At 57.6% G+C, this 19,411-nt stretch carries 15 protein-coding genes and 2 tRNA genes; 9 read left to right on the forward strand and 8 right to left on the reverse strand.

Annotation, left to right across the window (positions count from 1 at the left end; translation table 11 throughout):
- The first annotated feature begins 8 nt into the window (after nucleotides 1-8).
- From XX99_RS04210 to XX99_RS04250, 8 genes are all read left to right on the forward strand, one after another.
- Nucleotides 9-767 carry a DUF72 domain-containing protein gene (locus XX99_RS04210; protein ID WP_231581144.1) on the forward strand — a complete coding sequence of 253 codons (759 nt, stop codon included), beginning with the start codon at nucleotides 9-11 and terminating at the stop codon, nucleotides 765-767.
- The gene (locus XX99_RS04215) at nucleotides 764-1,840 is read left to right on the forward strand and encodes a YheT family hydrolase (RefSeq protein ID WP_050058151.1); all 1,077 of its coding nucleotides are present in this window, start codon (nucleotides 764-766) and stop codon (nucleotides 1,838-1,840) included. Before XX99_RS04210 ends, XX99_RS04215 begins: the two co-directional genes overlap by 4 nt.
- Entirely contained in the window at nucleotides 1,830-2,432 is a 603-nt protein-coding gene (locus tag XX99_RS26530) for a hypothetical protein (RefSeq protein ID WP_082125246.1), read from the forward strand. Before XX99_RS04215 ends, XX99_RS26530 begins: the two co-directional genes overlap by 11 nt.
- Nucleotides 2,423-2,499 (forward strand) — tRNA-Arg (locus XX99_RS04225). The genes XX99_RS26530 and XX99_RS04225 overlap by 10 nt, the downstream gene beginning before the upstream one ends.
- A 791-nt stretch (nucleotides 2,500-3,290) precedes the next feature.
- Entirely contained in the window at nucleotides 3,291-3,854 is a 564-nt protein-coding gene (locus XX99_RS04230; RefSeq protein WP_260315442.1) for a chorismate mutase, read from the forward strand.
- A gap of 422 nt (nucleotides 3,855-4,276) precedes the next feature.
- Nucleotides 4,277-4,828 (forward strand): sigma-70 family RNA polymerase sigma factor, encoded by a 552-nt coding sequence (locus XX99_RS04240; protein ID WP_050058155.1) that lies wholly within the window; start codon nucleotides 4,277-4,279, stop codon nucleotides 4,826-4,828.
- Nucleotides 4,829-4,835: 7 nt separating this feature from the next.
- Complete coding sequence (locus XX99_RS04245) at nucleotides 4,836-5,111, forward strand: zf-HC2 domain-containing protein (RefSeq protein ID WP_050058156.1); 276 nt, start codon at nucleotides 4,836-4,838, stop codon at nucleotides 5,109-5,111.
- A gap of 203 nt (nucleotides 5,112-5,314) precedes the next feature.
- On the forward strand, nucleotides 5,315-6,625 hold the full coding sequence (locus XX99_RS04250) for an MFS transporter (protein ID WP_050058157.1): 1,311 nt from the start codon (nucleotides 5,315-5,317) through the stop codon (nucleotides 6,623-6,625).
- Nucleotides 6,626-6,695: 70 nt separating this feature from the next.
- On the opposite strand, the gene XX99_RS04255 is transcribed toward XX99_RS04250, so the two are convergent.
- A complete protein-coding gene (locus XX99_RS04255) occupies nucleotides 6,696-7,490 on the reverse strand; it encodes an RNA polymerase sigma factor (RefSeq protein ID WP_082125247.1) in 795 nt (264 codons plus the stop codon).
- Between the two features lie 468 nt (nucleotides 7,491-7,958).
- Between XX99_RS04255 and XX99_RS04260 the strand changes: the two genes are divergently transcribed.
- A complete protein-coding gene (locus tag XX99_RS04260; RefSeq protein WP_050058159.1) occupies nucleotides 7,959-8,471 on the forward strand; it encodes a hypothetical protein in 513 nt (170 codons plus the stop codon).
- A 101-nt stretch (nucleotides 8,472-8,572) separates the two neighbouring features.
- On the opposite strand, the gene XX99_RS04265 is transcribed toward XX99_RS04260, so the two are convergent.
- The 7 genes from XX99_RS04265 to alaS all read right to left on the reverse strand — a co-directional run bounded on the left by XX99_RS04265 (nucleotide 8,573) and on the right by alaS (nucleotide 19,394).
- Nucleotides 8,573-8,866 (reverse strand): hypothetical protein, encoded by a 294-nt coding sequence (locus XX99_RS04265; RefSeq protein ID WP_050058160.1) that lies wholly within the window; start codon nucleotides 8,864-8,866, stop codon nucleotides 8,573-8,575.
- A 658-nt stretch (nucleotides 8,867-9,524) separates the two neighbouring features.
- Entirely contained in the window at nucleotides 9,525-10,700 is a 1,176-nt protein-coding gene (locus XX99_RS04275; protein WP_050058162.1) for an acyl-CoA dehydrogenase, read from the reverse strand.
- Between the two features lie 130 nt (nucleotides 10,701-10,830).
- Entirely contained in the window at nucleotides 10,831-11,757 is a 927-nt protein-coding gene (locus XX99_RS04280) for a tetratricopeptide repeat protein (RefSeq protein WP_050058163.1), read from the reverse strand.
- A gap of 199 nt (nucleotides 11,758-11,956) precedes the next feature.
- Nucleotides 11,957-12,032 (reverse strand) — tRNA-Thr (locus tag XX99_RS04285).
- Between the two features lie 444 nt (nucleotides 12,033-12,476).
- The gene (locus tag XX99_RS04290; protein ID WP_184085157.1) at nucleotides 12,477-13,547 is read right to left on the reverse strand and encodes a DUF6599 family protein; all 1,071 of its coding nucleotides are present in this window, start codon (nucleotides 13,545-13,547) and stop codon (nucleotides 12,477-12,479) included.
- 147 nt (nucleotides 13,548-13,694) lie between these two features.
- On the reverse strand, nucleotides 13,695-16,205 hold the full coding sequence (locus tag XX99_RS04295; protein ID WP_184085154.1) for an N-acetylmuramoyl-L-alanine amidase: 2,511 nt from the start codon (nucleotides 16,203-16,205) through the stop codon (nucleotides 13,695-13,697).
- Between the two features lie 225 nt (nucleotides 16,206-16,430).
- Nucleotides 16,431-19,394, reverse strand: coding sequence for an alanine--tRNA ligase (gene alaS, locus XX99_RS04300; protein ID WP_050058165.1), 2,964 nt, complete (start codon nucleotides 19,392-19,394; stop codon nucleotides 16,431-16,433).
- Between the last annotated feature and the right edge of the window lie 17 nt (nucleotides 19,395-19,411).

The raw sequence follows: 19,411 nt of genomic DNA on the forward strand, positions 1-19,411 counted from the left end.
AGAACCCAGTGGCTGCACAAGCAAAGCACATAACGAAGGCCGGTGGAATTTACGTTGGCTGTTCGGGGTGGGCCTACAGCAGCTGGAAGCCGGATTTTTATCCCGCCAAGCTATCTGCGAAGAAATTTCTCGAATACTACGCGTCGAAGCTCAACTCCGTCGAGGTGAATTACACCTTTCGCAGCTTGCCGAGTGAGAGCACGATCCAAGGCTGGTTGGACGCAACGGGCCACGGCTTTCGATTTTCCTTCAAGGCTCCGCAGCGCATCACGCATCTGTCGCGCCTGAAAAACTGCGGTGAGGCGCTCGACGCGTTTATTCACTCCATCGCGCCGGTTCTCGATGCGAAGCGGTTCGGCTCGATTCTTTTCCAGCTTCCTCCCAACATGAAGTCCGATACTGGGCGGCTTGGTGCTTTCCTCAAGGACGCTCGCGCTGCGGGGTTGGGAGCAAAGGTCCGGATGGCGTTCGAATTTCGCCATGAGTCGTGGTTTGCCGGCGAAACGTATGCGCTGCTGGAGAAGCATGGCGCGGCGCTCTGCGTTGCGGAGAGCGACGAGTTGACCACGCCCGATGTGCGAACCGCAGTATTCTCCTGCTACCGCCTGCGCAAGTCCGAGTATGCGAAGCGTGAGCTGGAAAAGGTAACAGCAAATCTTCGCTCGCAGGCAGGCGACGGCGACGTCTTCGCCTACTTCAAGCACGAAGAAGAACCGACCGGTGCGCTACGCGCGGCGAGCGTTTTGGAAAGGCTGCAGACGGCATGAATGGCAAGGCGATCGACGCTGCGACCTCCGAAGTAGATTCGTTTTCGGCTGAGTCTTGGCTCAGCGATTTTGTTCCACGGCGTTTTCTTCGCAGCGGACATCTGCAGACGTTGGCGGGAAATTATCTTAGCCGGAAATCAGCTCTTCCTGAGCCTGAGCCGCTGTGGGTCGAGGTGGAGGGTCCGGTGGGCGAGTACGGGCCCACCCAGGTGCTCTGCCATTGCCACTGGCAGCCGCTTGAAGTCCGGAGAGACCGGTTGACGGTGGTCATTGTGCATGGCCTCGAAGGTTCGTCGCAATCGCAGTACGTGTTGGGCAACACGGTGCGGGCGCTGGCAGCGGGTTTTAACGTGGTGCGCATGAATATGCGCAGCTGCGGCGGCACTGATCGCGAATCTCCTACGATTTACCACTCCGGGCGCTCTGAAGACGTGGCCGCGGTGGTGGCCAGGCTGATTGCGACGCAAGAGCTGCGGGCGATTGCTCTGCTTGGTTATTCCATGGGTGGAAACCTGGTGCTGAAGTATGCGGGAGAAGTAGCTTCGAGCCCACCGCCGCAACTGAAAGCGATAGCCGGCGTGTCGCCACTGATGGATCTCGCGCCTTCTTCCGCGGCGCTGCACCGGCTGCAAAACCGTATCTATGAGCAGCATTTTCTGCGGAGGATGCTGACTCGGGTGCGACACAAAATCGCGCTTTTTCCGAAAATTTATACTGCCGATGGGATCGAAAAGATTCGCAGCATGCGACTGTTCGACGAACATATCGTGGCGCGCTACGGCAATTTCCGAGACGCTGACGATTACTACTTCACCGTTGCGAGTTCGCAATATGCAGAAGACTTCCGGGTTCCTACGCTGATTGTGCATTCGCTCGACGATCCCTTCATTGTCATGCTGCCGGAGACGCGGCAGGCGCTGGTCGAGAATCCGCATGTGAACTTCGCCGAGACGCAGCATGGAGGACACTGCGCTTTTTTGTCGCCAGCGATCGCTGACGACGGCTATTGGGCGGAGAAGACGCTGCTTGGATTTCTGCTGGCCCACGCGCCGAGGCCCACGCATGGAAGCTGATTGGGCGGCGGAGATAGGTTCTGAGCTGCCGGAGATCGATGCCTCGTGGGATGGCTTCATCGATCTGCGTGGCACAACTGAAGTGTTTGAAGACGCGGTACAGGCGATTCCGGAAGCGGTCCGGTATCCGGCGATGGCGCGCGCTCTGGTTGCCCTTAACAGCGAAGGAACGCGATTATTCACATCGAAGAGCGATGTGTGGAATGTGGCTGCCGGCGAGATCGATCCGTACGAATTTGCGGCAATGCCGGGCGATGCGGTCTGTGGCGTTGCGTCGTACATCGACTGCATTGAGATCGATAAGGCGAGATTCGAGTCGTTCGAATGGAACGAGCGTCAGGCCCAACAGATCGTGGCCGAGTTGCGTGGCATTGCACTCGACAACGGACGAGTCGATCTGGTGATACGCGCGGCGAGAGCGGGTGGCCGCGAGGGATATGGAATCACGTTCTATGCTGCGGGTTGTGGCGGGAATGCGGCCGCAGCATTGCCGGCCTGGGAGCGCGTGCTCGAGCTTGCAGTTCTGGCTACAATAAGGACAATAGAGAAGGATGGCGATCGCTCCACGCCATCTGCTCACTCGGGCGAGTAGCTCAATCGGATAGAGCACCGGCCTTCTAAGCCGGGGGTTGTGGGTTCGATTCCCGCCTCGCCCACCATGAAAATCACCGGGGCAATTTGCAAATCTCCCTGCCCGGGTAACCTCGCGAGACGGCGATTTTCCGTGAAGAAGCTCCGATGCACAGCGCTCAAGAGTATTCACCACAGAGAACACGGAGGACACAGAGTTTTTGTCCCGAGCATCTTCGGCAAGGACTCGAGCGCATACTCGAAGACCTCTGTGCTCTCCGTGCCCTCTGTGGTGAATGCTTTGCCGTTCAGGCAGCCTTTTTATTTCCGTGACGCGTGCGATCTGCCTCGGAGCCGCTTCCATCATTGCTACCAATCTTGCATTGCCCATCCAGATGAGCCGCTATATTCCATAGCGGATTCAAGAAAATTTTCGCTGTTGTTGTCCGGAATAAGTAGGATGCCTTGGCATTTTTATCTATGAAATGCCGGGAGTTTTAGACTGAGCTATTCCTTCTCTCGTTGCTGCAGAAAAACGAACGACAGCGGCTATAGAAGCCGCCTTCTCTTTTGCGTCTCACGCACGCGATAATTTTCGCGACGGGAAACCGTCAGTGACGGACATCAATCACCCCTTCGTCAGTTTCGAAGCTAACTCTGCCGCAGCTCTCCCTATCGTTTTCTATTGGCGAAGAACGTCTTAACGATTATTGCCGTTCAATTTGAAGGGCGCTCGATTTATGGCAGAACGATTGCTTTAAATGTCACACTTGATGACGACAACTGCCGTTGCACTTAGGAGCGGCATCTATCGCGAAGGTCTAAAGACTTGATGAAGTAGAAGGAGTTCAGATGTCGATGGATGTACCGAGTGAGGTTTATGCGGAGGCGTGACGGAGTATTAGTTCTCTTTGCCACATTGATTTGGGGTATGAAGACTGCGAGTGCTGCAACGGATTCGATACGGTCACTGGTGCAGACCTCAGCACAGAGATTGCAGATCGCGGAGAAGGTAGCGCTGGCAAAGTGGTACAGCGGCGCCAGCGTTGAGGATGCCTCGCGGGAGGTCGAGGTTATTCAGAAGGCCGTGAAAGATGGCACAAATGCAGGGCTCGAATCCGCTCAGGTGGAACGGTTCTTCAAGGCGCAGATAGAGGCCAACAAGCTTATCCAATATTCTCTTCTGGCTGAATGGCAACGCCAGGGCCAAGCTCCAGAGCAAGCTGGTGCGAATCTAGTAAAAGAGATACGTCCACAGTTAGACGAGATTGAAAAGCAGCTCATTGAAGAACTGAAGCAGAGTGCCGCAGCACGTTCAGCCAAAACTTGTCCGTCCGACGTTGCCAAAGCGGTGGCGGAATACCTGGATTCCCGCAACTTGAAAACAGATTCACGAGAAGGTGCAGCATTAGATCGCGCAATGGGATCCGCCTGCATTCGATAGCTTGCGATAGTCGCTGTTTCGGTCATACTTTATTTCGGAATTTGATGCGATAGCTTTGGAGTGGGACCGGCTAGACGGTCTCACTCGCCTTCTAGGCTCAGACCTGTGATTTTGATTTGCGTGGCGGCAACAAGCTGACGAAGTTTCTTAGATTACGATTCTTTAATCTTCACTGCGATGTATCGCCGGTGCAAGCTTGATTTCTTCCAATGCGCGGAGCCTGCCGTATGGAAAAGCCTCTCGAGAGGAGAGCCGGTACAGGGTGCCTGCAACTGAGCAACTTGCCGCGATCCGTAGTAGAGCAGGGTCATTTCTTCAATGGCTTCAAAGTAATTCAAACTATGCATAAGCCTGACCGGAACAATTCCTCCAGCCCGAGGAATAGTTCGGCTGATCCAGTGTTTCATAAGGAGTAGATAGATATGTCATGGCGCCACGGCGAAGATGGTCGCGTCGGAGCGATCAGTATCGAGTATCTCGACCGGCTATACAGCTACGCGTTGGTTTTGACCGGAAATCCTGCAGAAGCAGAGGGCTTAGTAGAGAAAACATATGTTCACGCCCTACGGGTGATGGGGCAGCCGTGGCCGTGCGGCAATATGAAGGGCTGGCTCTTTACTATTCTGAGGGGTGCCTGGCTTAACCAGTTGAGGGAGCCGCGAAAGGATCCTCAAATGGCTGGGACTGAGGTGGTTGATGGAGCCGCCAATTGTATTGTCGAGCCCTCTATGTGCTCCCGTGATATTTATGCGAGCAAGGTGGAGGCAGAGCAGGTGCGATGGGCGTTTCATGAGCTGCCGTCAGACCTTCGCGAGATTGTCTTTCTGCGGGAATATGAGGATTTTTCCTATCAGGAAATTGCGTGCGTGTTAGAGGATTCAGTTGTTACAGTGATGTCGCGCCTGGCGAGGGCTCGTGCGAAGCTTCGGGAGATGCTTTCCACCGCGGCGGCCAGGGCGATTCACCTGGAGTGAAAGGAACATGATGAAAGGTTGCGATCGTTACAGAGCGGCAACCCAGTTTTATTTGGACAGAGAGCTCAGCGGCTCCGACCTGGAAGACTTTCTTGCTCATCTGGAGAAATGTAAAGACTGCCGGGCGCGGCTTGAGGCAGAAGAGAAGTTATCCGCTCTTCTGCATCGATCACGGCCGTTGTATCTCTCCCCCGATGCTCTGCGCCTGCGGATCACGCATGCCGCAGAAGCGTTTCATGACGTCATCGCGCATGAAGCGGGTCTGCGTGTCGATCGGTTGTGAGGAAACGGCTGCAGCATGCCACGCAAATCATTCCGCCTAAGACGGCGACTCCGATGATGATTCTGGAAGCTACAGCAGGTTAATTTCATCCAAGACATTAGCGAAAGACTTGCTCTGCGCCTATTGAAGAAGCACCATTCGTGCACACAAGGGCGGATGGGAATCGACCGAAATTCTGAGCAAAAGAAAAAGAGAAAGCTTTCATGCAAAACACCAATATCCGGTCCTCTCATTCCTTGACGGGCACCGACCTGCGCACGCTTGGGCTTGCGTCGATTGGCGGAGCGCTGGAATTCTACGATTTCATCATCTTTGTTTTTTTCACCGCAGTGATCGGGAAATTATTCTTCGCTGCCGGCCAACCGGATTGGGTGCGGCAAGCCCAGACCTTCGGCATCTTTGCTGTGGGCTATCTGGCGCGTCCTTTGGGCGGCGTGGTGATGGCGCATTTTGGCGACAAGTACGGACGCAAACGCATCTTCATGCTCAGTGTGTTGATGATGGCCATCCCCACTTTGCTCATCGGATGCTTACCGACTTATCGGTCCATTGGAACCGCGGCTCCGTTGCTGCTTCTGCTGCTGCGAGTGCTGCAGGGAGCGGCGATCGGCGGCGAGGCGCCAGGCGCATGGGTCTTCGTCGCAGAGCACGCGCGACGCGATAGAGTCGGATTTGCAGTGGGTCTGCTGACCTCCGGATTGAGTTTAGGTATCCTGCTCGGCTCCCTGGTGGCGACAGGCATGAGCATCGCTTTCACGCCGCCGCAGATGCTCGCGGGGGCCTGGCGCATCCCTTTCCTTGCGGGAGGGGCTTTCGGATTCATCGCCATGTGGCTGCGACGCTGGCTCGAGGAGACGCCTGTTTTTGAAGAGATGAAGCGGCGGGCGGGGCTTTCCCGGCAGCTACCCTTGCGGACGGTTATCCAATCGCACGGCAAAGCCATCGCGGTCTCGCTCGCTGGCACTTGGATGGTGACAGCCACCATTGTGGTGGTTGTCTTGATGACTCCGACTCTTCTGCAAAAGCTATTTGCTCTTGCTCCACTCCAGACGCAAATCGCGAACCTGGCTGCTACCGTGGCGCTTTGCATTGCCAGTGTCGCGGCCGGTGCTGCGACTGATCGCTTTGGGATTCGGCGCGTCACCGTACTTTCCCTGTTGCTGCTGATTGCGTCGACATGCGCCCTTTATATGACCGCTGGGAAAATGCCTTCACTGCTTCTGCCGCTTTCCATACTCACCGGGATCGGCGCAGGCGGAGCCGTTGCTACTCCCATCATGTTGGTCCGAGTATTTCCTGATGCTGTCCGCTTCAGCGGCGTTTCTTTCTCCTATAACCTCGGATACGCGGTCTTCGGAGGGGTAACTCCTCTGATCGTCTTATCGGTGGCGCATATCAGCCGCGTGGGGCCTGCCTACTATGTCGCAGCGGCCGCTCTAGCTGGGATCTGCGCAGTTCTGGTCGCGCCGATGAACTACCTCACTCGCTCTGCGAAGGCGGAAACAACCAGATAAGCAGGGCCGATGTTTCAATCGCACGTCCGCTCATATTGAACTGGCCGAAGCTCCCCTCTTCGCTTGATGCTCATCCGGCCTTAGCTTTATCGCTTATGTGCTTTCCTGCGTGCTTTGACGTCGTGTGCCTTTGAAGCGTTCTTGCAATTCGACGCTTTGCCCTAAGTAGACGCGACTTGGCGGCAGGAACCGAGATATTCAAGGTTGCAGCGATCTCTTGCATGGAAAAGTTTCTAACCAGCCTCAACTCCGCCACGATGCGAAGTTGCAAGGGCAGCCGGCGAATCGCGTAGTCCATGATTCGCCTGCTGTCCTTGAAGAGGCAATCTTCCTCAGGATTTGCGGCGGGGTCGGCAACATCCAATAGCTGCCTCATGTTTTCATCGCTATCTACAGAACAAAGTGGCGTTTCGCCGCTCCTGCGCTTTTTCCGCAGGACCATGAGCGCGGAATTGATTCCGATTCGAGTCAGCCAGCTTGAAAAGCTCGACGCTCTGTTGAACTGCCGAATGTGAACAAAAGCTCGTATCAGCGAATCCTGAAGCGCGTCTTCTGCGTCGGCGTGATCTCTGGTTACTCGCGATATAGATCGGAAGACACGTCCTGCGTTACGCAGGCACAACTCTCCGAATGCCGATTCGCATCCGGACTGAGCGGCAATCACGAGGGAATCATCGTCGGCCTGGCGATGCTCTTGCGACCGATTGGAGGGGTGCAACAGCCCCACGTCATACATACTTTTGGCCTCACTACTGGTAATTGAGCAAGCAGTTGCGGTTAGCGACGCTTGCAAAGCTGGAGAGTGAAAAGGCGTTACAGAAAAATCGAGTAAGCAAGTGTCCGCTAGGCCAATAGCAAGCAACATGCCAAAAGCGATTCATCAACGAATGACGAGGTAATGAATGCGTAAGTCTTCATGAGGTGTAGGCAACAAGACTTTCAGGCGCGAAGATCTATGAAGTCTCGTGTGACAGATTTATGACTGTTCGCCGCCACTGGCGGGTTCCTGCCACAACAAACGTCGTCTCACATCGAGAGGGACGCAACAATCGAGCGTTGCCCATCGTCGTGGGGCGATATCCACCGCATTCTCTGTCGAGATATCGACGAGTCGTGATGAACTCTCGCCAGTGAGGGACATCCATAGCGGATTCGCCGTCCGCAGAGAGCTGCTCCTGCCGTCTACGATGCGAAGAGATTTTCTAAAGCTACAATGACGTATTGCTGCAACTGATGCGAATCGAGGTCATTTATGTTGTGGCACTCTGGATGCGATGATGAATGTGGCAATTCGGCATAGGATCCGATTTTGTAGAGGAGCAGCTAGCTGACGATGATAAAGACTTTGAAGATATGCGCGATTGGGGCAGCGGTCTGCTTGCTCACGATATTCTCCGTTCAGGGAACCGCTCGGGCAGCGGGTGCGGAGCAGTTTAATGGGCATCACCCGGAAATTCTCATCGGTAAGTGGGTGCTTGATCTCAAGAAGTCTTCGCTCGGTTCTGATCCCTACGAACAGTTCGACGCCTGGACTCTAACCTTCACGCAGGTCACCACCACGGCGTTGGCGTGGACTTCAGACGCAACCATCCATGGACAGACACTGACATTTTCATGGGCAGGGCAAATTGACGGCTCTATGAAACCTCTGATCGGTACGGAGGGATCCGATGCCTATCGGTGGAAGAAGAACGCGCTGATTCGCCTGAGCGATCTTGGGCACGGTGAGACAAAACTTGATGTAGTGACGATTTCCAGAGATGGTAGAACGATGACCATCCGAGACCGCTCGACTACTCCGCAGGGCGCGGCATTAGCGATTCTGGTGTTACGGCGCCAAGATTAGGTGCGGCCGTGGTTAGTTAATGGTTGTGGTCCGTGTGGAGCTTCAGGCCGCGGAATGAATTCAATTTCTGTCTCGTCCACTGTCCCCGATACAGGTGGAGTTCAGGCGACTTCCTGCGTGTCCTGCTGCGGGTTCCACTCTTTATATTCCCGGCTGTCGCAATAGTCTTCACTTGGCTTGCCGAGAGAATAAATTGTATTTTTCGTCTCCACCTGCCGCTTGTCGAGATCGACGCTGACGATGGGAGACGTAAAGATGGATTTCGCATCGGACAGCTTGGCGTGCCCGAAGACGCGGCCAACCAGGATGTTCCCCGGCTCCAATTCCTGATAGGCAAGGTAGGAACCAGTTCGAACTACTGCCCAGTTTTCGATGGTGACGATCGGTTTTTTCATGTGCGGGCTCCGTTTCTCCTCTATTGCCACCCGTTCCCTCGCTGACTTAGGATGCAAGCCACTCCAGAGGTGCTGCGTCTATGCCGGCAAAATTATCTGCACGAGTATATCCAAACAAAAATGATGATGGGACTGGAGTTAGGCCAAGCAACCTTTCTAAGAGTGAGAACTTTCTTCGGGTTGAGGAGAAACTCCGGCATGTGCCAGGGAATAAACCAGGAGCCATCGGGTCATGTGTGGAGACATCTCGGAGCCCTCCGGGCATCTCATCTACCCGGACGAGCAGGTTGTAAAGCAGTTGAGAAGGAGCAGTTATGGACAACATGAACGCAGCTTCAGGCATACAGGGAGAATCGACGGATCCTTCGGGCGAAAACCAGATTCCGGAGAGCGAGACGAAGAAGAAAGAGACAGAAACGAAAGGCAAGGTTCGGGAGTGGCCGGGAAAATCGGAGCCCGGGCATATCAAACCAATTGGGCCAGCTTTTCTTCCGGGTGCCAATTCAAGCTCGCAGCCGGGTGAGGGTGAGTGAAATAGCGGCGGGCGCTGCAGTTGTGATGGCGCGAAGAAACTGCAGGTGTCTCCACTTCGCGACGCTTCGGTCGGGATGACAAGTTTGTCCGGGTGCTTAGCGGATCGGAAGATTCGCGTTATCGCCTAGGCCAGGTTTCGCAAGACGAGCTTCGCAATCGTCGCCAACTGCATGTTGGAAGTTCCCTCGTAGATCTTTCCGATCTTGGCGTCACGATAATACTTCTCGACCGGATAGTCTTTGACGAAGCCGTAGCCGCCGTGGATCTCGACGGCCAGACTGGCCACGCGCTCGGCCACCATCGACGAAAAATACTTCGCCATCGCGGCTTCGCGGACGAAGTCCAGCTTGGCATCCTTGAGTCGCGCCGCGTTGTAGACGAGGAGGCGCGCGGCTTCGATCTCGGTCGCCATCTCTGCGATGGAAAATTGCACCGCCTGAAACTCGGCGATGGGCTTGCCGAACTGTTTCCGCTCCAAAGCATACTTTGCCGCGTGATTCCACGCGCCCTGAGCCAGCCCCAGCATCTGCGCCCCGATGCCGATGCGGCCTTCGTTCAGCGTTTCGATGGCGATCTTGTATCCTTTGCCCTCGACGCCGAGGAGGTTCGCAGCCGGAACGCGGCAGTCGTCGAAGATCAACTCGCAGGTCGAAGAGGCTCGGATGCCGAGCTTGTCTTCCTTCTTACCCACCGTGAAGCCGGGCGCATCCCGGTCGACGAGGAAGGCGGTGATGCCCTTGTATCCAGCGGCCGGATCGAGGGTGGCGAAGACGATGAAGAGTCCGGCTTCGCGAGAGTTGCTGATCCAGAGCTTGCGGCCGTTGAGGACATACTCGTCTCTCTCGCGAACGGCGCGGGTCTGGAGAGCGAAGGCGTCCGAGCCGGAGCTGGCTTCGCTCAGCGCGTAAGCGGCGACCATTCCGCCGGCCAGCCGCGACAGGTAATTTTTCTTCTGTTCCGCGGTTCCCCATTTGAGCAGGGCGTTGACGCACAGCGTATTCTGCACATCGACCAGAACCCCGACCGAGGGATCGACAGCCGAGATCTCCTCGACGGCCAGGACCGCCTGGAAGAAGGTGCCGCCGGCTCCGCCATACTCCTCGGGAACTTCGATGCCCATCAGCCCCAAAGAAAACAGCTCCTCAATGAGCGAGGAAGAAAATTGCTGCTCGTCGTCCATCTGGCGCACGAGCGGGCCGATGCTCTGGCGGGCGAAGTCGTGCACGGCGGAGCGAAAAAGCTGCTCCTCTTCGTTCAATTGGGTCAGGGGGAGGGGTGGTGTCAGTGCGTCCAACGTCATGCGGTTCCTCAACGAGTAAAAACAACGAGTGAAAACAAAGGGTAGAAAACCGTTGAGTTTAGCACCTTGGAGGGAAGCGGCAAACTGAGCAGCGAGAGAGCAAGCAGGAGTGTGGCGTCCGAGCCGGAGGCTAAGCTTTGCAGCACCGGTCGTTGCGGCCAGGAACTGTAGTGCAACATTTCGCCCGGCGCCAGACAATGGATAACTTTTCCCGCTCCAGAATCTTCTTTGCCTGCCCACGGGCGTGGTTGGCCCAGGGTCCGACAGCATCGAGCTTGAGGTAGGCCATCCAGTGCTTCAGAGCTTTGCGGCGCTCGTTCTTGCGCTCGTAGGCCAGAGCCAGGTTGTAATGGGCGTCGGCATACTTGGGCACGATCTGGAGGGCGGTACGATAGGCGGCAATCGCCTCGTCGAGCCGTTGCAATTCGTCGAGCACATTGCCCAGGTCGAAGAAGGCCAGAGCGTATCCAGGATCGGCCTCGGTCGCCCTGCGGTAGAGCTGCTCCGATTTGAGGAACTGGCGCTGGTTGTAGAAGATGGTTCCCAGATTGATGGCGGACGGCGCGTGGCCGGCATCGAGGTCAAGGATCGACTCGTAGAGCTTGATCGCCTCAGCGGTGCGCGAGGCTTCTTCGCAGCGCACTGCTTCAACAAAGAGGGCAGAGATGCGGCCGTCCCGTTGGGCTGGGGTGAACTGGCTGGTTTCCACCTCGATGAGCCGGCGTTTCCCGTCGAAATCGAAGACGAACTGGCGGCTGATGGGCTCCATCCAGGCACCCGAATGGCGGAAGGCCAGATGCGAGCCGCTTCGCACGGCACCGGTCTCGACCAGCGGATTGGCCATGCCGGAGACGGCCTGCATGGCGTCGACGCCCGCGCGGATGCTGGCTGCGGAGAGGCGGGTGGCGCGCAGGTCGCGTAATTTCCGCAACTGGACCAGATCCTGGAAGCTGTAGCTGTCGGAGAAGGGAAGCAGTCCGGCGTGCTCCCAGGCCCGCAGATGTTTGGGCTGGATGCGGAGGATGCGCAGAGCATCTTGACGGCTATACCGGGTCACAGTGTTGTGTACTCGCAAAAGGACCGTCGCTCACTTCTGAGGCGATTATCAGGGGCTTCCGCTGCGGGCACAAGAGCGGAAGATGAAATTTGCGTGGATAAATGGGTACCGAATTTGGTGCAGATTTTGATCGGACTGAAAATCGAGATTGGGCCTCGATTCTGCCCCGAACGGGGCCGTACGGTTGAACCGCATTCTCTGGAGCCGACGACCGGACTTGAACCGGTGACCTGCCGATTACGAATCGGCTGCTCTACCAACTGAGCTACGTCGGCCTTCTTTTTGGATTTTATCGTCCGCGTGGCAAGCCGTAAAGCAACCGCCCCTCCGTGGGCCGCTTAGCTCCCCCGGCGAGCCTCAGAAGGGGCTCAGAGGACGCCTGAGGGGGCTCTGAGGAGAGGAATTAAAGAACGAAAAGGCCGCCCGGCAACAGGGCAGCCTTTTCTTTAGGGAGAATAGTTCCAACGGAGGCAAAGCCATCAGAACTTTCTGGCGAAATACTATGGTCGGGGGCAGGGGGTGTCAAGGCAAAATCCTGCCGCCGATATTTCTTTTGAATTCAGCTTGTTACCGGCATGGCGTCATGAGGGATGATTCGCCAAATTTTCGCCTTTTCTTCCCGTAACCAGCGTAGAATATTTTGGCAACTCTCCTTTTTGGTTATATTTACCTTCGATTCTGCACTAAATCCGATGCAAAACCCGGGAAGGCGTCGTTGCCTATCTGAGCTTGAGGCTGATGAAGTCGTCGTCGTTCATTGTGGAGGGCGGCTTTCCTCGCAGGACGCGGATCAGTGCTCTTCCGCCACCGAGAAACAGTCCCAGGAGCAAGGCACCCCCTCCGAGAATGCCGGTGAGATACGTAATGCCGAGAAGGAGCCGCGCAGTCTTCTTTACTTCCCTTCCTACTGGATTGCCATAGCCTTCGGGATGATTCCAGGTGAGCGTCGCCTGGGACTTTACTGCGTTGCGCAGCTCCTCCGACTCCGCAGCGGAGAAACCACCGCTGGTGATTACTACCAGCGTCCCGCTGCGCTTCACGCCCAGCGCAGCGGCGTTGCCGCCTTGCAGGGACGGCGGCAGAGTTCCCTTGAGGATGACATCGATGGCCTTCAGGCGGTCGCCGGCAATCTGTGGCGTGGGATATTCGAGGACGGTCAGGATTCCATTGCCATCGCGAGTCTGATAGCGGGCGGTGACGGCCTCGGCGTCGCGGCTGAAGTCAATGACCTCGGCGGGTAGAACTCCACCGGCCTTCGCATAGGCATCCGGTCCGATGGCGTAGTGCACGGTTGCCTTGTCCAATAACTCTTGAGGAAGATATTGTGGCAGCGACGGCGGCACGCCTTCGGGGCCGGCATTTTGCGGCAGCGTGAAGGCGAGCGACTGCAGCGCGGCTCTCTCCTCTGCGCCGATGTGATCTCCGGTGGCATCGATGAGCGTGGTGCCGGTCCAGAAGATAGCCTCATGGCTGTCGACTGCGCCACCCTTGCCAACATCATCCGGGTGCATCTCGGCTTTGCGATAGAAGGTGAAAGCCCCGTAAGCTCCGGTGGCATCGGCAAAGTGCATGGCCTTGATCTTCAGCTTGGTGCTGCCATGCCCATATTCTGCCGTGGCGAAGTCCTTCAGGCCGTACTCCTTCAGGACCGAAGCATTCGCGGCGTCAGCAGCGGCCGGGTCGGAACCGGTCTGCGGGGACGCGGCGGCAGTCCATCCGGAAAAAGCGGGCGGCAAGAGCGGCGCAAATGTCGCAGCCGGTGACTGCGGGCGCGCGAAGGGTGCAGCCACAAAAAGCCCAAGACACAAAACGGCGGCCGAACGCGCAAAAGAAACCATTACAGAGAGAGACTATCACCGGCGGGAAATGGCTGCGTGGAGAGCAGGAAACTCCAGCGGCAAAGCCAGACACATCGTCATGATCAGCTGTCGGCGAAATTAATTTGTGCCGTGCGAGGCATCGGCGATGCGAACGCCGCTCAGGCTGCCGACGTAGCGCGCGACGCCGCGGTAGATGGAGTCCGCAATGCGCTCGCGATACTTCGAATCGCGCAGCTCGTGGGCATCGTCGGGATTGGTGAGGAAAGAGATCTCCGCCAGGATAGACGGCATGTTTGCGCCGATCAGCACCACGAACGGAGCCTTCTTAATTCCTCGATCTTTGAGGCCGGGATTTCCGTCTTCCAATCCGCCGTACAGGCTTTGCTCGACATCGGAGGCGAACTCGCGCGACTCGTTGATCTTGTCCTGCAAGGCGATCTTCTTCACGAGGTCGGAGAGCTGATGGATGGACTGGTCGGAGACCGCGTTCTCCCGCGCCGCCACTTCGAGGGCATCGGCCGAGGTGGTGAAGTTCAGGTAGTAGGTCTCGACGCCGCGCGCGCTGGCATCGGGGCTGGAGTTCGCGTGAATGGAGATGAAGAGATCGGCCTGCGCCTTGTTGGCGATAGCCGTTCTCGTCTCGAGAGGTATAAAGGTGTCGTCATCGCGCGTGTAGATCACGTCGGCGCCGAGCTTCTGCTTGAGCAACGCGCCCAGCCGTAAGGCCACGTCGAGGACGACATCTTTTTCTTCGATGCCGCCTGGCCCTAGGGTTCCGGAGTCATGGCCGCCGTGGCCGGCATCGACGACGATGCGATTGATCTTCAGTCCGAGGGTTCGCACCAGCGAGCGCTGGCCATCGGCGGTTGGCTGCGCGGGATGGACTTCCGATGCGCTGAGGTCTACGGGAGGTGCGTCATTGCTGGCTGTATTGCGTTTCGATCGCGTTTTGGGTGCAGCGGGCGGTGGGGTGTTCGCGGCTACAAGGTCTTCGGGCTGCGGCGCGGGAGTGGTTCCGGCGACCGACTGCGCGACCGGCGCGGTGGTGGGATGCCTGGTGGCTTTGACGCGGTTGGGCTGACTGCCGAGAGTTGCTACATCAGCCAGAGCCGTGGGTGCGGCTTGCGGCGTCGCGTGATCTCCTGCAGCCCGATCTCCGACAACCCCGAAGGAGGGATCGGTTCGAGCGGAATGATCTGCAGAGTGATCCGGCGGCGCCAGATTCACGACGTGCTTGCGCGCCGGAGTGATTTCTGGCTGCGCAGCGAGCGGCGTGCCGAGATTGTCGACTGCGGCAAGCTCGGGTCCGATGCCGATGGTTGGCTTGGCCGGCACAGTCGTTCGCGAGGTTCGGTCTTCTTTCTTGGCGGCTGCCGGCTGGGGTGTTTCTGCCTTCGGGGACTCCACTTTCGGTGCTGCGGCCACCTCGACCGGAGCAGCGTGGGACTTGCGGCCATGCACATCGATGATGAGGCGCGAAGGATTGGGGAGAAAGAAGGCCGAATATTCACTGACGTCGCTCACGTCGAGAACGATGCGCGTTACATCATTCGAGAATTGAGCTGTCCGGATCTGCTTCAGGAATCCGTCGTCGATCACTTCCACCGATTTGCCGATCAGCTCCGGTGACAGACGCGCGCCGTGCAGGTCGAAGAAAATGCGGTCGGGATTGGGCACGCGCACCGCTTCGTACTGCACCTCATCCTGCAGATCGATGGCCACGCGCGTGTACACCGGAGTGGACCAGTGCCGGATGCCGGTGACCAGCGGCAGCTTGCCGCGACGCGGCGGAGGCGGCGCGTTCAAGGCCGCGTCACTCAGGCGGCTGGGAACTGCGTCGGCCGCCTTCGCCGGTGTCGCCGATGGCGGCGGCAGATCGCTCTCCTGCAGACCAATCGGGGTATTCGCCCGTTCCGTATTTTTCGCGGGGCCAGAAGCAGTCGTACCGGATGTACTTTGCGCTGCCTGCGATTGAACCGCGGCAGTGAGCACGTTGTTGCGCCGGCGTGCTGTTGCAGGAGTGGAGTCGGCGTCGGATTTTGCAACGGACGGCTCGGTAGGCGGGTTGGCGCTGTCTATCGTGGACGCAAAGCGTTGCGGAGCGTTGCGCTTGGGATGACGCAGGTTGCTCAGCTCCAGCCGCGCCTCGTTGGCGAGAGGGCTCTGCGGATAGAGCTTGAGGAACTGCTGGAAGGTGGCGCGCGCACTCTCGCGATCGTTGAGATCGCGAAGATAAATTTCGCCGATAGTCAGCAGCGCGCTGAAGCGATAGCGGCTGCCGGGATACTCCTTGCGCAGGAATTCATACTGGCCGACGGCATCGCGCAGCGATTTGTCATCCTGAAAGACGCGGCCCTCTTCGGCGAGCAGATCGGCAACCGCGGCAATTGAAGCGTCGGCTCGCGCAGACGCGGGATCGCCGTGATAAACGACACGATAGGCTTCGATCACGCGCTCATATTCGCGGCGCGTGCGCTGGTGTTCGGGACGGCCTTCCAGAGCCTCGCGCATGCGCTGCGCTTTTTCGTAGGGAAATAGGGCGAGGGCTCCGCGCGGCGGCGCAGCATGAACGACGGCGCTACCGAGAGCCAGAAGAAGGAAGCAGCCGGCTATCGAAAGCAGGCGCATACGCCCTGCGGAGGGGAAAGTAGCCGGCATAAGGAGACAAGAGACACTCCGATTATAAGTTCAGCGCAAAACCAGCATCAATCGGTGGAACCCAGATCGGAACCTGTTGTTGTGTCACTTCCGTGGGATTTCAACTGCAACGCTTAGAGCAGCTGAAGGAATTCATCGCGAATGAACGCCGGAAATCCCATGTCCCGCGTCTGGGACATGGGATTTCGCTCATCTTTATGCGAGCAATTCGCCTACGATCTGCGGCGAAGTCTTTAACGCCGCATCGAGCTGGGCTGTATCTTTGCCGCCTGCTTCGGCCATGTCAGGACGGCCTCCACCGGAGCCGCCGACGAGTTTGGCGATCTGTCCCACCACCTTGCCGGCCTGCACCTTGCTCGTGAGGTCTTTGGTGACGCCGACGATCAGCGCCACTTTGCCTTCGCTGTCGGCCGAGCCGAGAACGACCACTCCCGAGCCGAGCTTATTGCGCAGATTATCGACGAGCGTGCGCATCTGTCCGCGGTCGAGAGCATCGACGCGCTGCGCGAGAACTTTTACACCCTTCACTTCAACGGCCTGATCGGCTGCACCCGAGAGGGAGCTCGAGGCGGATTTCATCCGCGCCTGATCGAGCTCGCGGCGCAGCTTCTTCAACTCTTCGTCCTGCGCAGCGAGGCGCGCACGCAGAGCTTCGGCGGGCGTGGACTCGACACTCGGAGCGAGCTGCGCGGCCAGCTGCGCCACTTCGAAGTCGCGACGGAATTCGTTCAACGCGCCCAGGCCGGTGATGGCCTCGACGCGGCGCACACCGGACGAAACCGATCCCTCGCTCACCAGCTTCACGACGCCGATCTCACCGGTCGCGCCGGTGTGCGTGCCGCCGCATAATTCGGTCGAGAAATCGCCGATCTTCACCACGCGTACCTTTTCGCCGTACTTCTCGCCGAAGAGAGCCATGGCGTGATACTCGTTGACGGCAACATCGATGGGCACGTCGACGATGGTCTCGACCTTGGTGTTGCCGAGCACTTCCTTATTAATGATGTTCTCCACATCCTGCAGCTCTTCGTCGGCGATCTGCGTGAAGTGCGAGAAGTCGAAGCGCAGCCGGTTGGGATCGTTGAGCGAGCCGGCCTGCTTCACGTGCGTGCCCAGAACCTCGCGCAACGCGGCGTGCAGCAGGTGCGTGGCCGTGTGATTGCGGCGCGTAGCATTGCGGTAATCGGCATCGACGACGGCATCGACTTTATCGCCCAGCTTCAGGGGCTGGCGCAGGATCGACTTGTGGGCGAAGACACCCTGCACCGGCTTGGTGCATCCGCTCACGTCAGCAATCACGGAGTTGTGATCGTCGGAGCAGAGCCAGCCAATATCGCCCACCTGTCCGCCGGAATCGGCATAAAAGCTGGTCTGATTGAGGACAACGTCGACAGCATCGCCGGGATTGGCTATCGGAACGCCCACGCCATCCTTAATAAGGGCGAGAACCTCGGCTCCATCGACGCGCAGGTGCATGTAGCCTTCGAAGTCGGTCTTCGGCAGCTCGCGGAAAGCGGGGCTGGCGGACGATTTCGCACCACCCTTCCATGAGGCGCGCGCGCGTGCCTGCTCTTCGGCGCGTGCTTGCTCGAAGCCCTCGAGATCGAAGTGGATGCCCTGATCGCGAGCAGCGTCCATCATGAAGTCGAGTGGTAGGCCGAATGTTTCGTAGAGGTGGAAGGCAGTTGTACCTGACAGGACCGGTTTACTGGAATCCAGCAGTTGCACAAGATCCCTTACGGCTTTTGGGTCGAAAAGCCCCGCCCATGCTAATTCACTAGCAGTGCCAAGCTTTTCTTGCCGTCGAGTAAAGAATCCTGCATACTGGCGCGCCAATGCTTCGATAGCTGCATTGGGACGAGGAGCCGGTTGATTTTGGGAATACTGCGATGCAACTCTGAAAAAGTGACCATAAGCTGCCTCGGATAGCGCTGTATCTAATTGTTGCGAACCAGCTTCGATAACTCGTCCAAATTGACGCTCTTCGGCTTCGATAACTCTCGCAACTCTATCGGCGCTCTCGACCAATTCAGGGAAGGCCCCCTCCATCTCATCGCGGACAACGTAAACCATATCCCGCATAAAGGGCTTATCTTGTCCCAGCAAACGTCCGTGACGAATCCCCCGCCGCAGGATCTTACGAAGCACATAGCCGCGCCCTTCGTTCGCAGGTAGCACCCCATCAGAGATTAGAAATGTCGCGGCACGAGCGTGGTCTGAAATGATACGCAGAGAGGCGTTCTGAATCAGATGAGCTAGATTAATTTTTTCGACTTCTCCGGGCGGTATGGCCCTAGGGGCTGCGCCTTGTCCGTCGCCGACAAAATATGTATTTCGTATGCCGCACAGCTCCGCAGCCCGCTTAATCAGTGGTGTAAATAAATCTGTTTCAAAATTTGAATGAACACCCTGCAGCACGGCGGCCATGCGCTCAAGTCCCGCACCAGTATCAATGGACGGCTTGGGCAAAAGGTGCAGCGTGCCTTGCGCATCGCGGTCGAACTGCATGAAGACCAGGTTCCATATCTCGACGTAGCGCGCGTCGTCCTGGCCGAAGGGTTTGTCGACTCCGGGCGTCTCTGCGGCTTCGATGCCCATGTCGTAGAAAATTTCAGAACAAGGCCCGCAGGGGCCGGTGTCGCCCATCTGCCAGAAGTTATCCTTGCTGCCGTATTCGTGGATGCGCTCGGCGGGCACGCCCTGAGCGAGCCACAGGTTGTAGGCTTCCTCGTCACGAGGGACGCCATTTTCACCTTTAAAGATGGTGACGTAGAGCTTGTCGGTAGGTATACAAAGCCAAGACGCCGAGGTTATGAATTCCCAGGCATAGGCGATGGCGTCCGGCTTGAAGTAGTCGCCGAAGCTGAAGTTGCCCAGCATTTCGAAGAAGGTGTGGTGGCGGCGGGTGAAGCCGACGTTCTCGAGGTCGTTGTGCTTGCCGCCGGCGCGCACGCATTTCTGCGAGGTGGTGGCGCGCGAGTAGTCGCGGTGCTCGAGGCCGAGGAAGACGTCCTTGAACTGGTTCATGCCCGCGTTGGTGAAGAGCAGCGTCGGGTCATTGGCAGGCACGAGCGAAGAGCTGTGCACGCGGCGGTGCCCCTTCGTCTCAAAAAAACGCAGAAAGGTCTCGCGAATGTCGGAGCCTGAACGATATTGCATAACTCAAGTTTATAGGA

Origin of the sequence: Silvibacterium bohemicum (assembly GCF_001006305.1) — a bacterium.
GTDB classification, from domain to species: Bacteria; Acidobacteriota; Terriglobia; order Terriglobales; family Acidobacteriaceae; genus Silvibacterium; species Silvibacterium bohemicum.

What these genes read in the sequence shown, in the direction of transcription:
- XX99_RS04265 (WP_050058160.1), bottom strand. Translation starts at nt 8,866, where the DNA reads ATGAAAAAACCGATCGTCACCATCGAAAACTGGGCAGTAGTTCGAACT.
- XX99_RS04260 (WP_050058159.1), top strand. Translation starts at nt 7,959, where the DNA reads ATGATAAAGACTTTGAAGATATGCGCGATTGGGGCAGCGGTCTGCTTG.
- XX99_RS04295 (WP_184085154.1), bottom strand. Translation starts at nt 16,205, where the DNA reads ATGCGCCTGCTTTCGATAGCCGGCTGCTTCCTTCTTCTGGCTCTCGGT.
- XX99_RS04275 (WP_050058162.1), bottom strand. Translation starts at nt 10,700, where the DNA reads ATGACGTTGGACGCACTGACACCACCCCTCCCCCTGACCCAATTGAAC.
- XX99_RS04215 (WP_050058151.1), top strand. Translation starts at nt 764, where the DNA reads ATGAATGGCAAGGCGATCGACGCTGCGACCTCCGAAGTAGATTCGTTT.
- XX99_RS04250 (WP_050058157.1), top strand. Translation starts at nt 5,315, where the DNA reads ATGCAAAACACCAATATCCGGTCCTCTCATTCCTTGACGGGCACCGAC.
- XX99_RS04240 (WP_050058155.1), top strand. Translation starts at nt 4,277, where the DNA reads ATGTCATGGCGCCACGGCGAAGATGGTCGCGTCGGAGCGATCAGTATC.
- XX99_RS04255 (WP_082125247.1), bottom strand. Translation starts at nt 7,490, where the DNA reads ATGTTGCTTGCTATTGGCCTAGCGGACACTTGCTTACTCGATTTTTCT.
- XX99_RS04230 (WP_260315442.1), top strand. Translation starts at nt 3,291, where the DNA reads ATGCGGAGGCGTGACGGAGTATTAGTTCTCTTTGCCACATTGATTTGG.
- XX99_RS26530 (WP_082125246.1), top strand. Translation starts at nt 1,830, where the DNA reads ATGGAAGCTGATTGGGCGGCGGAGATAGGTTCTGAGCTGCCGGAGATC.
- alaS (WP_050058165.1), bottom strand. Translation starts at nt 19,394, where the DNA reads ATGCAATATCGTTCAGGCTCCGACATTCGCGAGACCTTTCTGCGTTTT.
- XX99_RS04245 (WP_050058156.1), top strand. Translation starts at nt 4,836, where the DNA reads ATGATGAAAGGTTGCGATCGTTACAGAGCGGCAACCCAGTTTTATTTG.